The sequence below is a fragment of the Cupriavidus sp. 8B genome, assembly GCF_054589115.1.
This window is the reverse complement of sequence record NZ_BAAILO010000606.1, coordinates 38217-51889: the sequence shown is the minus strand read 5'-3', so window position 1 is coordinate 51889 and position 13673 is coordinate 38217. Positions and strand designations below refer to the sequence as shown.

The 13673-nt window shown below is 67.3% G+C and carries 10 protein-coding genes; 2 read left to right on the top strand and 8 right to left on the bottom strand.

Going from position 1 to position 13673, the window contains the following annotated elements; translation table 11 throughout:
• Positions 1–186: 186 nt before the first annotated feature.
• From ACYP5B_RS50185 to ACYP5B_RS50150, 8 genes are all read right to left on the bottom strand, one after another.
• The gene (locus tag ACYP5B_RS50185; RefSeq protein WP_459574923.1) at positions 187–792 is read right to left on the bottom strand and encodes a nucleotidyltransferase family protein; all 606 of its coding nucleotides are present in this window, start codon (positions 790–792) and stop codon (positions 187–189) included.
• A 20-nt stretch (positions 793–812) separates the two neighbouring features.
• Positions 813–1841: an XdhC family protein gene (locus ACYP5B_RS50180; protein WP_318237831.1), complete on the bottom strand. Its 1029-nt coding sequence runs from the start codon at positions 1839–1841 to the stop codon at positions 813–815.
• Positions 1814–2395, bottom strand: a complete 582-nt coding sequence (locus ACYP5B_RS50175) for a CoxG family protein (RefSeq protein ID WP_459574919.1) — start codon at positions 2393–2395, stop codon at positions 1814–1816. The genes ACYP5B_RS50180 and ACYP5B_RS50175 overlap by 28 nt, the downstream gene beginning before the upstream one ends.
• Positions 2386–3693 carry a vWA domain-containing protein gene (locus tag ACYP5B_RS50170; RefSeq protein ID WP_459574916.1) on the bottom strand — a complete coding sequence of 436 codons (1308 nt, stop codon included), beginning with the start codon at positions 3691–3693 and terminating at the stop codon, positions 2386–2388. Before ACYP5B_RS50170 ends, ACYP5B_RS50175 begins: the two co-directional genes overlap by 10 nt.
• 3 nt (positions 3694–3696) lie before the next feature.
• Positions 3697–4593, bottom strand: coding sequence for an AAA family ATPase (locus ACYP5B_RS50165; protein WP_267605468.1), 897 nt, complete (start codon positions 4591–4593; stop codon positions 3697–3699).
• A gap of 227 nt (positions 4594–4820) precedes the next feature.
• Entirely contained in the window at positions 4821–5621 is an 801-nt protein-coding gene (locus ACYP5B_RS50160) for an FAD binding domain-containing protein (RefSeq protein ID WP_459574914.1), read from the bottom strand.
• 15 nt (positions 5622–5636) lie between these two features.
• A complete protein-coding gene (locus tag ACYP5B_RS50155; RefSeq protein ID WP_459574912.1) occupies positions 5637–8018 on the bottom strand; it encodes a xanthine dehydrogenase family protein molybdopterin-binding subunit in 2382 nt (793 codons plus the stop codon).
• A gap of 10 nt (positions 8019–8028) precedes the next feature.
• Positions 8029–8511: a (2Fe-2S)-binding protein gene (locus ACYP5B_RS50150; RefSeq protein WP_267605471.1), complete on the bottom strand. Its 483-nt coding sequence runs from the start codon at positions 8509–8511 to the stop codon at positions 8029–8031.
• Positions 8512–8937: 426 nt separating this feature from the next.
• Between ACYP5B_RS50150 and ACYP5B_RS50145 the strand changes: the two genes are divergently transcribed.
• Together ACYP5B_RS50145 and ACYP5B_RS50140 are read left to right on the top strand one after the other, a co-directional pair.
• Entirely contained in the window at positions 8938–9516 is a 579-nt protein-coding gene (locus tag ACYP5B_RS50145) for a YqaA family protein (RefSeq protein WP_400097622.1), read from the top strand.
• Positions 9517–9674: 158 nt separating this feature from the next.
• Positions 9675–13649: a DUF3683 domain-containing protein gene (locus ACYP5B_RS50140; protein ID WP_459574910.1), complete on the top strand. Its 3975-nt coding sequence runs from the start codon at positions 9675–9677 to the stop codon at positions 13647–13649.
• The last annotated feature ends 24 nt before the right edge of the window (positions 13650–13673 follow it).

Sequence of the window (13673 nt, the reverse complement as noted above, 5' to 3'; positions counted from 1 at the left end):
CCGGGACCCAAACTCGCATCGCCTTGAGGCGATACTCAGACATGGGTCCCTCTTTTCCGCTCTTTTCGTCGAATCCCGAGGCGCCCCATACGGCCTAGGTAAACCTTTACGGCTCGCTTCGCATCGCGCATGGGTGGTTCCCGCCTGACGGGCGGGAATCACGGCTACCCCGCGGCTACCCCACGGCTACCCGAGATCTCCGGGGGTATCCACGTCCCTGAACGCGCCCTCGTCTTCCGTCAGAATCCGCATCACGGGCTGCGTCTTCAGCAACTCCCGGGCGCCTTCATCGCCATCGAGCTTCAGCAGCGTGTCTCGCCAGGCGGAGCCGAATCCAACCGGGTGCCCGCGGCGTCCGTCCCGCCACGGCGCGGCAATTGCGTCACGCGTCGTGATCGTCAACGCTACCGCTTGCACCAGTTCTGCCGGCAGCCAAGGCATGTCGGCAAGTGCCACCACCCAGCCGCTTGCGTCTGGCGTGGCGGCCACAGCCGCTGCCAGCGCGGCGCCCATGCCGGCCTGCGCAGCAGGGGTTTCAAGGACTTTGCAGCCTGCCGCTCGCAATTCGGCCGCCAGCGCGGGATTGCCCGGACGGATGACGGCGAGCGTGCCGGGCAGCACCGAGACCAGCGTCCTGGCGCTGCGGCCGGCTACGGTGCGGCCGTCGGGCAGCGTGGCCAGCAGCTTGTTGCGCTGGCCGGCGGGATCGAAGCGGCGGCCGTAGCCTGCTGCCAGCAGGATGCCGGTGGGGGGCTCGGCGGCGTTGGTGGCGCCGTTGGTGGCGCCGTTGATGGAACCCGTCAGCGGGCTGGTCACGGGGAGGTGCTGCAGCTGCTGCCTTCGTTGGCGGCCAGCTCGCGCGCGGCCTTGGCGCCTTCTACCTGCAGGATGTCGGGCAGCGAGACGTGGTTCTTGGCGGCGATGACTTCGGCCAGGATCGAGATGGCGATCTCAGGTGGGGTGCGGCTGCCGATATAGATGCCGACCGGGCCATGCAGCCGCGCGAGCTGCAGGTCGTTGAGATCGAACTCCTTGAGCCGCTCGCGGCGCGCCTGGTTGTTGCGGCGCGAGCCGAGCGCGCCGACATAGAAGGCGCGCGTGCGCAGGGCTTCCATCAGCGCCAGGTCGTCGAGCTTGGGGTCGTGGGTGACGGCGATCACCGCGCAGCGCTCGTCTAGCTTCATGTCGGTCACGGTGTCGTCCGGCATGGTGCGCACCATGTTGACGCCGGGGATGTCCCAGGTCTCGGTGTATTCCTCTCGCGGGTCGCACACGGTGACCTGGAAGCCCAGGCCAACAGCGATCTGTGACAGGTATTTCGATAGCTGCCCCGCGCCGATCACCAGCATGCGATAGCGTGGCCCGTGGATGGTGAGCAGGGTGGCGCCGTCGAAGGCGAGGCCGTCGGTGGCCTCGGCCGGGCCGAGGGTGGCGCGGCCGCTCGCCATGTCGAGCGTGCGGGCTACCAGCTTGCCGTTTTCCACGGCGGCCAGCAGCTCGTCCAGGTGGCTGTCGGCGCTGAGCGGCTCGGTCACCAGTTCGATGGTGCCGCCGCAGGGCAGGCCGAAGCGGTGCGCCTCCTCGGCGCTGATGCCGTACTTGACGGCCTCGGGGCGCGCGCCGGCAATGCCTTCGCGCCGTACCCGGTCGATGATGTCATCCTCGATGCAGCCGCCCGAGACCGAGCCGACCACCAGGCCGTCGTCGCGCACGGCCAGCATGGCGCCTTCCGGCCGGGGCGAGGAGCCCCAGGTTCTGACTACCGTCACCAATAGCGTGCGATGGCCTTCTGCCAGCCACCGCACACTGCTCTTCAGGACTTCGAGATCCACGCTGTCCATGATCGTTTCCGCTTTGTTTCACCGTTTTGTTCATCGGGCGCGCTGCCTTCGCCGGCCGCCGCTCCGTCCTTGGTGACATTGTCATCCGTGCCTGGTTCGTCACCCTGCGCGCCGGACCCGCTCACCGCCGCCGTGAAGCGGTCGAAGAACGTATCGGCCATCTTGCGCGCGGCGGCGTCGACCAGGCGCGAGCCGATCTGCGCGATCTTGCCGCCAACCTGGGCGTTGACCGTGTAGGTCAGCACCGTCGCGTCGCCTTCGGGCGCCAGCGTGACAGCCGCGGTGCCCTTGCCGAAACCGGCGACCCCGCCTTGTCCGTCGAACTGGATGGTGTAGCTGTCGGGCGCCTGGATGTCCTGCAGGGCCATGCGCCCCTTGAAGCGCGCCTTGACCGGGCCTACCGCGGCAGTCAGCGCCACCAGGTAGGCGTTGTCGCCGTCAGGCTCGATGCTCTCACATCCTGGGATGCATTGCTTGAGCAGCTCCGTGTCGTTCAGGGCTTCCCAGGCGGTTTGCTGCGCTATCGGCAGTTGCCGCGTCTGTGTCATTTCCATGGTGGGGCAGTCTCCTTGGGGTTCTTGATGTCCCTACGCTCCGAGGTGCCCCTTTTCGGGGATGCGGGCGATGGGAAGACGGGCATGGCCAGCGGCTCGCGCGCGGCCAGCAGGGATTCGAGCGCGAACAGGCTGTCCAGGTTGTGGGCCGAGCGCAGGGCGTCTACGTGCGGCAGGATGGCTTGCACGCCACGCGCCTGCGGCACGAAGCCGGCATAGCGCAGCAGCGGGTTGAGCCAGACGATGCGATGGGCGAAGCGGCGCAAGCGAGCCATTTCGCTGCCCAGCAGGTCGATGTCTTCATGGTCGAGCCCGTCGGTGACCAGCAGCACGGTGGCGCGACCGGACAGCGTGCGGCGCGCCCATTGGCGGTTGAACGTGGCCAGCGCGGTGCCGATGCGGGTGCCGCCGGCCCAGTCGCGCACCTGCCCGGTGATGGCGCCAACGGCTTCGTCCGGGTCGCGCTCGCGCAGCCAGCGGGTGATGTTGGTCAGCCGGGTGCCGAACAGGAACACGGACAGCCGCTCGCGCGATTGCATCAGCGCATGGCAGAAGTACAGCACCGCGCGCGAGTACTGGCTCATCGAGCCGGAGATGTCGAGCAGCAGCACCAGGGGCGGGCGGCGCTCGGCGCGGCGGCGGTATTTCCAGCGCAGCCATTCGCCTTGCTGGCGCACCGCCAGCCGGGCGCTGGCGCGCAGGTCGGCGTGCGGCCCGCTGGCGGCGGCGCGCAGGCGGCGCGTGCGCTCCGTGGCCAGGCGCGCGTGGCGGGCGCGGATCATGTGCTGCAGCGCCCGCCATTCTTCCGCGCCGAGGGTTTCAAAGTCGCGTTGCGCCAGGCGCTCCTGCGCGGAGAAGGTGAGCGGTGCGGTGAAGCGCTCGACGTGGTCCTCGCCACGTCGGCCGGACCCGGGAGGGCGTTGGGCGGCGAGCGCGTCGGCCAGCCGGTTGTTGCGCGGCGGCGGCGGCGCGCCGGAGTCCACGCGCGGCAGCAGCAGGGCGCGCAGCTTGCCCTCCCAGTCCGGGTCGCGCCAGAACAGGTCGAAGGCGGCGTCGAACAACATGCGCTGGTCGGGTCCGTTGACCATCAGGGCTGCCATGGCCGCGCGTACCTCGTCGCGCCTGCCGATGTCCACGTATTGCAGCGCCAGCATCGTATCCACAGCATGTGCGGGCGACAGCGCGAAGCCGGCATCGCGCAGCAGCCGCACGAAGTGCGTGACGTTGCGCGCCAGCATGGGCAGCGTGCCGGCGGGTGGCGCGGCGGCCAGCGGAGCGTCCGGATGGGGCCGGGGCATGGCTCAGGCTCCCGGCGCCCGGCTGGCGAGCAGCTCGGCCACGGTGGGGCCATCTACCCGGGCCAGGTCGTCCTGGTACTTGAGCAGCACACCCAGCGTGTCGCGCACCGATTGCGGATCCAGCTCGCTGACGCCCAGCGCGGCCAGCGCGCGGCACCAGTCGATGGCCTCGGCGATGCCGGGGGACTTGAACAGGTCGATGCCGCGCAGCCGGTGGATAAAGTCGATGGCCTGGTGCTGCAGCGCGGCGGCGGCCTCGGGCGCGCGCGCGGCCACGATCTGCAGTTCGCGTTCGCGTTGCGGGTAGCCCATCCACTGGTACAGGCAGCGGCGCTTGAGCGCGTCATGCACCTCGCGGGTCCGGTTGGAGGTGACGATGATGAGCGGTGGCTGTTCGGCCCGGATCACGCCGATCTCGGGGATCGATACCTGGAACTCGGACAGCACCTCCAGCAGGAAGGCTTCGAAGGGCTCATCGGCGCGGTCGATCTCGTCGATCAGCAGCACGCGTGGAATGCCAGGCGCGGCAGGGTCCGGCAGCAGGGATTCCAGCAGCGGCCGCTTGAGCAGGAAATCGTCGTGGTACAGCGATTGCGTGTCGGGGCGCTCGCCGCGCGCCTCCGCCAGGCGCAGCGCCATGATCTGGCGCGGGTAGTCCCATTCGTACAGCGCGCTGGAGGCATCGAGCCCCTCGTAGCATTGCAGGCGCAGCAAGCGCGTGCCGAGCGCGTCGGCCATGGCCCGTGCCAGCGCGGTCTTGCCCACGCCGGGCTCGCCTTCGAGGAAGAGCGGCCGCTGCATGCGCAGCGCCAGGTAGAGCACGGTGGCGGTTTCGCGATCGGCGAAATACTGCTGTGCCTCCAGCAGGGCGGCGGTCTGGTCGATGGACTGGGGGAGCATGAAGGATGGCCGGATGGTGCTATGTGCGGATAGGGTGGGCGCAGGCAAAAAAAACCATTGGCTTCGCTGATTGCGGCTCCTGGCCAAACCGCCCTTCTCCCCAACCCTCTCCCCATGAGGGGAGAGGGAGCGACAGCCGTCGTCATTCCAGACGGCGTTGGCACATCCTGTGGGCTGCGGCCAATGCCGGGGGATGAGGGGGCGGGCTTGGACTGGATGGCTTGGCGCTAGCCCTTCAACGCCTGCTCCACCGCGCGTGCCGCCAGCACCGGGATCAGGTGCGCGCGGTACTCGGCCGAGGCATGCAGGTCGGTGTTCAGCTTGCTTGCATCGACCACCACCGCGCGCGCTGCCGCCGGCGTGAAGCTGGCCGCCAGCGCCTGCTCCAGCGGTGCGCTGCGGAACACGCTGTCGGCCGCGCCGGTGACCGCCACCCGCACGACCTTGCCGAACTGCGCCACCGTCACGCCCACCAGCGCGAAGCGCGATGCCGGGTTGCGAAACTTGATGTAGGCGGCCTTGTCCGGCGTGGGAAAGCGCACGGCGGTGATCAGTTCATCGGGTTCCAGCGCGGTTTCGTAGAGACTCTTGAAGAAGCTATCGGCGGCGATATTGCGGCGGTCGGTGACCACGGTGGCGTTGAGCGCGAGCACCGCCGCCGGGTAGCAGGCGGCCGGATCGTCGTTGGCGAGCGAGCCGCCCAGCGTGCCCATCGCGCGTACCTGCCGGTCGCCGATGCCGTCGGCCAGCGCGGCCAGCGCGGGGATGCGCTTGCGCACGTCGGCGTTGGCCGCCACGTCGGCATGGCGTGCCGCCGCGCCGATCACCAGCTCGTCGTTCTCGACATGGATATCCGCCATGCCGGGAATGCGGGATACGTCGATCAGCGCGGACGGCGCGGCGAGGCGCAGCTTCATCGCGGCCAGCAGGCTCTGTCCGCCGCCGAGGAACTTGGCGTCGCTGTCCGCCTTGAGCTTGGCCACCGCCGACTTGGCATCGGCGGCGCGTTCGAAATGGAATGCGTACATGGTGTGCCTCCGATCTCAGTTAGGGGCCTGCGCCTGGCGGATGGCCTGCCACACGCGATGCGGCGTGGCGGGCATCTGGATGTCGTGCACGCCAAGCGGCGAGAGCGCATCCACCAGCGCGTTGATGAACGCAGGCGGCGAGCCGATCGCGCCGGCCTCGCCGCAGCCTTTCACGCCCAGCGGGTTGTGCGTGCAGGGCGTGCCCTTGGCGGTTTCCACCGTGAAGTCCGGCAGGTCGCCGGCGCGCGCCATGGCGTAGTCCATGTAGGAGCCGGTCAGCAACTGGCCGCTGTCATTGTCGTACACGCACTGCTCCAGCATGGCCTGGCCGAGGCCCTGGCCGATGCCGCCGTGCACTTGGCCCTCGACGATCATCGGGTTGATGATGTTGCCGAAATCGTCCACCGCGGTGAACTTGATCACCTTGCTCTCGCCGGTGTCAGGATCGACCTCCACCTCGCAGATGTAGGCGCCCGATGGGTAGGTGAAGTTGGTCGGGTCGTAGAAGGCGTTTTCGTTCAGGCCCGGTTCCAGCTTGTCGAGCGGGTAGTTGTGCGGCACGTAGGCGGTGAGCGCCACTTCGCCAAAGGTCTTGCTGCGGTCGGTGCCGGCCACGCTGAACGTGCCGTTCTTGAACTCGATATCGGCGTCCGAGGCCTCCAGCAAGTGGGCCGCGATCTTCTTGGCCTTGGCTTCGATCTTGTCGAGCGCCTTCATGATGGCCGAGCCGCCTACCGACAGCGAGCGCGAGCCATAGGTGCCCATGCCGAACGGCACGCGGCCGGTGTCGCCGTGCACCACTTCCACGGCATCCAGCGCAATGCCGAGCCGGTCCGCCACGATCTGCGCAAAGGTGGTTTCATGCCCCTGGCCGTGGCTGTGCGAGCCGGTGAAGACGGTCACGGTGCCGGTCGGGTGGACACGGATCTCGCCCACCTCGAACAGCCCCGCGCGCGCGCCCAGCGCGCCGGCGATATTCGACGGCGCCAGCCCGCATGCCTCGATGTAGCAGGAGTAGCCCAGCCCACGCAGCTTGCCGCGCTGCTTGGCTTCATCGCGCCGCGCGGGGAAGCCTTTGACATCCGCGAGCTCTTGCGCGCGTGCCAGGCACGGCTCGTAGTCGCCGGTGTCATAGGTCAGGCCGACCGGGGTGGCGTACGGGAAGTCGTGGATGAAGTTCTTGCGGCGGATTTCCGCCGGGTCCATCTTCATCTCGCGCGCCGCGGTTTCCACCAGCCGCTCCACCACATAGGTGGCCTCCGGGCGCCCCGCGCCGCGGTAAGCGTCCACCGGCGCGGTGTTGGTGAACACGGCGCGCACCTCGGCATAGATCGCCGGCGTGGTGTACTGCCCGGCCAGCAGCGTGGCGTACAGGATGGTCGGCACGCTGGACGCAAAGGTCGACAGGTACGCGCCCATGTTGGCGGTGGTGTGCACCCGCATGGCCAGGAACTTGCCGTCGGCGTCCATCGCCAGCTCGGCCTTGGTGACGTGGTCGCGGCCGTGCGCATCGGTCAGGAAGGACTCCGAGCGCTCGGCGGTCCACTTGATCGGGCGCTTGATCTTCTTCGAGGCCCAGGTCAGCGCCACGTCTTCCGCGTACAGGAAGATCTTGGAGCCGAAGCCGCCGCCCACGTCCGGCGCGATGATGCGCAGGCGCGACTCCGGCAGGCCGAGCACGAAGGCGCCCATCAGCAGGCGCTCCACGTGCGGGTTCTGGTTCGACACATAGACGGTGTAGCTGTCGTCCTGCCGGGTGTAGCTGGCATTGACGGCGCGCGGCTCGATGGCGTTGGGGATCAGCCGGTTGTTGATGATCTCCAGCGTGGTCACGTGGGCGGCCTTGGCAAAGGCGGCGTCGGTGGCGGCGCGGTCGCCGTGGCCCCAGACATAGCTGGTGTTCTCGGGCACGTCGTCATGTACCAGCGAGCTGGCGGTGGCGGCCTGCGCGGTATTCACCACGGCGGGCAGTTCGTCGTATTGCACGTCGACCTTCTCGGCGGCGTCCTTGGCTTGCTGCAGCGTTTCGGCCACCACCAGCGCGACCTGGTCGCCCACGTGGCGGGCCTTGCCCTGCGCCAGCACCGGGTGCGGCGGCTCCTTCATCGGGCTGCCGTCAATGCTGTGGATCAGCCAGCCGCAGGGCAGGCCGCCGACCTTGTCGGCGGCAACATCCTCGCCGGTGAAGATGGCGACCACGCCGGGCGAGGCCAGCGCTTCGGTCTTGTCGATGGAGACGATGCGGGCGTGCGCGTGCGGCGAGCGCAGGAAGTAGCCGTAGCTTTGCTGCGGCAGCACGATGTCGTCGGTGTACTGGCCGTTGCCGGTGAGGAAGCGGTAGTCTTCCTTGCGCTTGACCGAGGCGCCGATCAGGTGTTGGTTGTCTGGTGCGTTCATGGCGGTCCCCTTATTCAGCGCTGACGCCATGCATCGCGGACTGGCCTTCCTGCACCGCGCGCACGATGTTGTGATAGCCGGTACAGCGGCACAGGTTGCCCTCGAGCTGCTCGCGGATGGCGGTGGCGTCGGCATTGGGCTGCTGCCTGACCAGCGCGATGGCGCTCATCACCATGCCGGGTGTGCAGAAGCCGCACTGCAGGCCGTGGCAGTTGCGGAAAGCTTCCTGCATGGGGTGGAGCTGACCCTCCGGGGCGATCCCTTCGATGGTGGTGATGCTGGCGCCATCCGCCTGCAGCGCCAGCATGTTGCACGACTTGACCGCGCGGCCGTCCATGTGCACGGTGCAAGCCCCGCACTGGGCGGTGTCGCAGCCGACATGGGTACCGGTCAGGCGGAGTTGTTCGCGCAGGAACTGGACGAGAAGGGTGTGGGGTTCTACCTGCGCGTCGACGGCGCGGCCGTTGACGGTCAGGCGGATAGGAATCGCCATGCTTGTCTCCATGTGGGTGGACACGTGCACGACCAATCCCTGAATCCCGAAAAGCTGCGCGGGACTGGCCACGACGCGTTACTGCCGTTTGTTGGGTACGGCTATTTCGTGATGTTGGTACTGCGGTGCTGCCGGGTATTTATTGCCGGGTATCGCTGGGTATTGCCGAACAATGCCGCGCCGTGAACGTTTGGCTGCGGCAGGCTCTAACAGTTAATCACAAATCTCCGGTGCATGCCATGCGGGTTGCCCCTGCGCCACCTGACGTGGCCAGAGGGCGCGGCCGGCGTCGGGTGCGGGCGCGCAAGATGGCGCTGCTAGAATGGCCCGCCATCCGATCGCCGCAGCGTGGTCGCACCGCATTCAGACCGCATTCAGACCGCATTCACGCCGCATTCACACCGCACCGGCACCAACTCTCTCTCTATGGAAGGCTTCATCGACTGGCTGTTCGAAACCGTTGCCCTGCCCAAGGTGGGCCTGCCGGCTATCTTCGTGGTCAGCCTGGTGTCCGCCACCTTGTTGCCCCTGGGCTCCGAGCCAGCGGTATTCGGGTATATCAAGCTCAATCCGCATCTGTTCTGGCCGGCCATCATCGTCGCCACGCTCGGCAACACCGCGGGCGGCGCCATCGACTGGTGGCTGGGCTACGCGGCCAAGCTGGCGCTGGTGCGGTTCCGCAAGCGGCGCCAGCAGCGCGCGCACGAGGAGGAGCATGCCCAGCACCGCCGCCATCCCCGCCAGCCGCGCAAGCCGGCGCTGGACGCGCGTTACTTCCGCTGGATGCGCCGACTGGGGCCGCCGACCCTGCTGGCCTCGTGGTTACCGGGAATTGGTGATCCTTTATGCACTTTGGCGGGCTGGCTCCGGCTGCCGTTCTGGCCGAGCCTGGTTTACATGGCGATTGGCAAGTTTCTGCGCTACCTTGCGATGACGATAGCCCTGCTCTGGATCCCGAATAGTTTCTGGCACGGCGTCGCTGCCAGCCTCAAAAGCCTGTTCTAGCCAGCGCCTCCGGCGTCACGGCAGGGGTAATGCAACCCTTGTCCAAGCAAGGTTCTGCCATGTTGCGGTGCGGCGAAAGCAGGCCTTGAAGTACAATTGCCCTTTAAAGACGATCCGGCGCACCGTCCCCGTGCGCTACAGGAAGCGGTCCCCTCCCCATGAACGCCCCACTCGTGCTCGATGCCAAACTCGCCGCGCAGGATGCGCCCGCGCGCCTGCGAGAGATCCCTTATAACTACACGTCATTCTCGGATCGCGAGATTGTCATCAGGCTGCTAGGCGAAGAAGCCTGGCGCATCCTGGCCGAGCTGCGCGGCGAACGCCGCACCGGCCGCTCCGCCCGCATGCTGTATGAAGTGCTGGGCGATATCTGGGTGGTACGCCGCAATCCCTACCTGCAGGACGACCTGCTGGAGAACCCGAAGCGCCGCCAGATGCTGGTCTCGGCACTGCACCATCGGCTCGCCGAGGTGGAAAAGCGCCGCGCCGCCGACCGTGCCGAACACGCCGAGCCCGCCGCCGAGGACCGCTCGCACAGGGTCGAGCAGCTGGTCAGCTTTGCCAAGCAGGCCATCGAGGACTTCAAGCAGGAGTTCGCCGACGCCTATGACCTGCGCAAGCGCACCCAGCGCGTGCTGGGCCGCGTCACGCAGAAGGACAACATCAAGTTCGACGGCCTGTCGCGCGTCTCGCATGTGACCGACGCGACCGACTGGCGCGTGGAATATCCCTTCGTGGTCCTCACCCCGGACACAGAGGAAGAGATCGCCGGCATGGTCAAGGGCTGCTTCGAGCTGGGCCTGACCATCATCCCGCGCGGGGGTGGCACCGGCTACACCGGCGGCGCCGTGCCGCTGACGCCGATGAGCGCCGTGATCAACACGGAAAAGCTCGAGCAGCTCGGGCCGGTCGAGCAGACCGACCTGCCGGGCGTGGCGCACAAGGTCGGCACCATATTCTCCGGCGCCGGCGTGGTGACGCGCCGCGTGGCGGACGCCGCCGACAAGGCAGGGCTGGTGTTCGCGGTCGATCCGACCTCGATCGATGCGTCCTGCATCGGCGGCAACGTGGCCATGAATGCCGGCGGCAAGAAGGCCGTGCTGTGGGGCACCGCGCTGGACAACCTGGCCTGGTGGCGCATGGTGGATCCGGAAGGCAACTGGCTGGAAGTCACGCGCCTGGACCACAACCTGGGCAAGATCCACGACGTGCCCGTTGCCACGTTCGAGCTGAAGTGGTCGGACGGCAACCGCGCGCCCGGCGAAAAGCCGCTGCGCACGGAAACCCTGGCCATCGAAGGGCGCAAGTTCCGCAAGGAAGGCCTGGGCAAGGACGTGACCGACAAGTTCCTGGCCGGCCTGCCCGGCATCCAGAAGGAAGGCTGCGACGGCATCATCACCAGCGCGCGCTGGATCCTGCACCGCATGCCGGCGCACGTGCGCACGGTCTGCCTGGAGTTCTTCGGCCAGGCGCGCGACGCCATTCCCAGCATCGTGGAAATCAAGGATTACCTCGACGCCGAATCGCGCACTCCCGGCGGCGCCATCCTGGCCGGCCTGGAGCACCTGGACGAGCGCTACCTGCGCGCGGTGGGCTATGCTACCAAGAGCAAGCGCAACGCCTTCCCGAAGATGGTGCTGATCGGCGACATCGTCGGCGACGACCAGGACGCGGTCGCCCGCGCCACCTCGGAAGTCATCCGCATGGCCAACGGCAAGAGCGGCGAAGGCTTCGTCGCGGTCAGCCCGGAAGCCCGCAAGAAGTTCTGGCTGGACCGCTCGCGCACCGCCGCCATCGCCAAGCACACCAACGCCTTCAAGATCAATGAAGACGTGGTGATCCCGCTGCCGCGCATGGGCGAGTACACCGACGGCATCGAGCGCATCAATATCGAGCTGTCGATCAAGAACAAGCTCCAGCTGACCGATGCGCTGGAAACCTTCTTCGCGCGCGGCAACCTGCCGCTGGGCCGCAGCGACGACGCCAACGAGATCCCCAGCGCCGAACTGCTGGAAGACCGCGTGCAGCACGCGCTGCAGCTGCTGCGCGAAATCCGCTCGCGCTGGACCTACCTGCAAAACCACCTCGACACGCCGCTGGCCACCGCGCGTGCGTCGCTGATCGGCCACGGCCTGGGCCTGCTCGGCCAGGCTTTCGAGGCCCGCCTCGAGCAGCAGCCGGACGCCACCGTGTTCCACCTGCTGCAGGACCGCACCATCCGCGTGTCGTGGAAGAGCGAAGTGCGCGCCGAGCTGCGCAATATCTTCAACGGTGGCGAGTTCAAGCCCATCCTCGACGAAGCGCAGAAGATCCACAAGCAGGTGTTGCGCGGCCGCGTCTTCGTGGCGCTGCACATGCACGCCGGCGACGGCAACGTCCACACCAATATCCCGGTCAACTCCGACGACTACGACATGCTGCAGGACGCCCACCGCGCGGTGGCCCGCATCATGGCGCTGGCGCGCTCGCTCGACGGCGTGATCTCCGGCGAGCACGGCATAGGCATCACCAAGCTGGAGTTCCTGACCGAGGACGAGATCGGCGAATTCCGCGAGTACAAGCAGCGCGTGGACCCGCAGGGCCGCTTCAACAAGGGCAAGCTGTTGCCCGGCGCCGACCTGCGCAATGCCTATACGCCGTCGTTCGGGCTGATGGGGCATGAGTCCATCATCATGCAGCAGAGCGATATCGGCGCCATTGCCGACAGCGTCAAGGACTGCCTGCGCTGCGGCAAGTGCAAGCCGGTGTGCGCCACCCACGTGCCGCGCGCCAACCTGCTGTACAGCCCGCGCAACAAGATCCTGGCGACGTCGCTGCTGGTCGAGGCCTTCCTGTATGAGGAACAAACCCGCCGCGGCATCTCCATCAAGCACTGGGACGAGTTCTCCGACGTGGCGGACCACTGCACGGTCTGCCACAAGTGCGTGACGCCGTGCCCGGTCAAGATCGACTTCGGCGACGTGTCGATGAACATGCGCAACCTGCTGCGCAAGATGGGCCAGAAGAAGTTCAATCCCGGCACCGCCGCTTCGATGTTCTTCCTCAACGCCACCAACCCGCAGACCATCAACATGACCCGCAAGGTCATGATCGACTGGGGCTACAAGGCGCAGCGCCTGGGCAACGACTTGCTCAAGAAGTTCGCCAGGAAGCAGACCGCGCATCCGCCCGCCACGGTGGGCCGCGCGCCGGTGCAAGAGCAGGTGATCCACTTCATCAACAAGAAGATGCCGGGCAACCTGCCCAAGAAGACCGCGCGCGCGCTGCTCGACATCGAAGACAACGAGATCGTGCCGATCATCCGCGACCCGAAGCGGACTTCGCCCGAGACCGAGGCGGTGTTCTACTTCCCGGGCTGCGGCTCGGAGCGGCTGTTCTCGCAGGTTGGCCTCGCCACGCAGGCCATGCTGTGGCATGTGGGCGTGCAGACCGTGTTGCCGCCGGGCTACCTGTGCTGCGGCTATCCGCAGCGCGGCAACGGCCAGTACGACAAGGCCGAGAAGATGGTCACCGACAACCGGGTGCTGTTCCACCGGGTCGCCAACACGCTCAACTACCTCGATATCAAGACCGTGGTGGTGAGCTGCGGCACCTGCTACGACCAGCTGGCCGGGTATGAATTCGACAAGATCTTCCCGGGCTGCCGCATCATCGACATCCACGAATACCTGCTGGAGAAGGGCGTCAAGCTGGAAGGCGTGACCGGTACGCGCTACATGTACCACGACCCCTGCCACACCCCGATCAAGACCATGGACCCGACCAAGCTCGTCAACGAGCTGATGGGCGGCAACGAGGGCGGCGGCAAGATCGAGAAGAACGAGCGTTGCTGCGGCGAGTCCGGCACGCTGGCGGTATCGCGGCCCGACGTCTCCACCCAGATCCGCTTCCGCAAGGAAGAGGAAATGACCAAGGGCGCGGACAAGCTGCGCACCGACGGCTTCGTCGGCGACGTCAAGATCCTGACCAGCTGCCCGTCCTGCCTGCAGGGTTTGTCGCGCTACAACGAAGACGCCACGGTCACGGCGGACTACATCGTGGTGGAAATGGCCAAGCACCTGCTGGGCGAGAACTGGATGCCGGACTACGTGGCCAAGGCCAACTCGGGCGGCATCGAGCGGGTGCTGGTGTGATGGAGGGGGCGAGGGTGGTGCCAC

Excerpts from the sequence above, each read along its gene's own strand:
- ACYP5B_RS50160 (WP_459574914.1), bottom strand. The coding sequence starts at position 5,621 with ATGTACGCATTCCATTTCGAACGCGCCGCCGATGCCAAGTCGGCGGTG.
- ACYP5B_RS50155 (WP_459574912.1), bottom strand. The coding sequence starts at position 8,018 with ATGAACGCACCAGACAACCAACACCTGATCGGCGCCTCGGTCAAGCGC.
- ACYP5B_RS50170 (WP_459574916.1), bottom strand. The coding sequence starts at position 3,693 with ATGCCCCGGCCCCATCCGGACGCTCCGCTGGCCGCCGCGCCACCCGCC.
- ACYP5B_RS50180 (WP_318237831.1), bottom strand. The coding sequence starts at position 1,841 with ATGGACAGCGTGGATCTCGAAGTCCTGAAGAGCAGTGTGCGGTGGCTG.
- ACYP5B_RS50145 (WP_400097622.1), top strand. The coding sequence starts at position 8,938 with ATGGAAGGCTTCATCGACTGGCTGTTCGAAACCGTTGCCCTGCCCAAG.
- ACYP5B_RS50165 (WP_267605468.1), bottom strand. The coding sequence starts at position 4,593 with ATGCTCCCCCAGTCCATCGACCAGACCGCCGCCCTGCTGGAGGCACAG.
- ACYP5B_RS50175 (WP_459574919.1), bottom strand. The coding sequence starts at position 2,395 with ATGGAAATGACACAGACGCGGCAACTGCCGATAGCGCAGCAAACCGCC.
- ACYP5B_RS50150 (WP_267605471.1), bottom strand. The coding sequence starts at position 8,511 with ATGGCGATTCCTATCCGCCTGACCGTCAACGGCCGCGCCGTCGACGCG.
- ACYP5B_RS50140 (WP_459574910.1), top strand. The coding sequence starts at position 9,675 with ATGAACGCCCCACTCGTGCTCGATGCCAAACTCGCCGCGCAGGATGCG.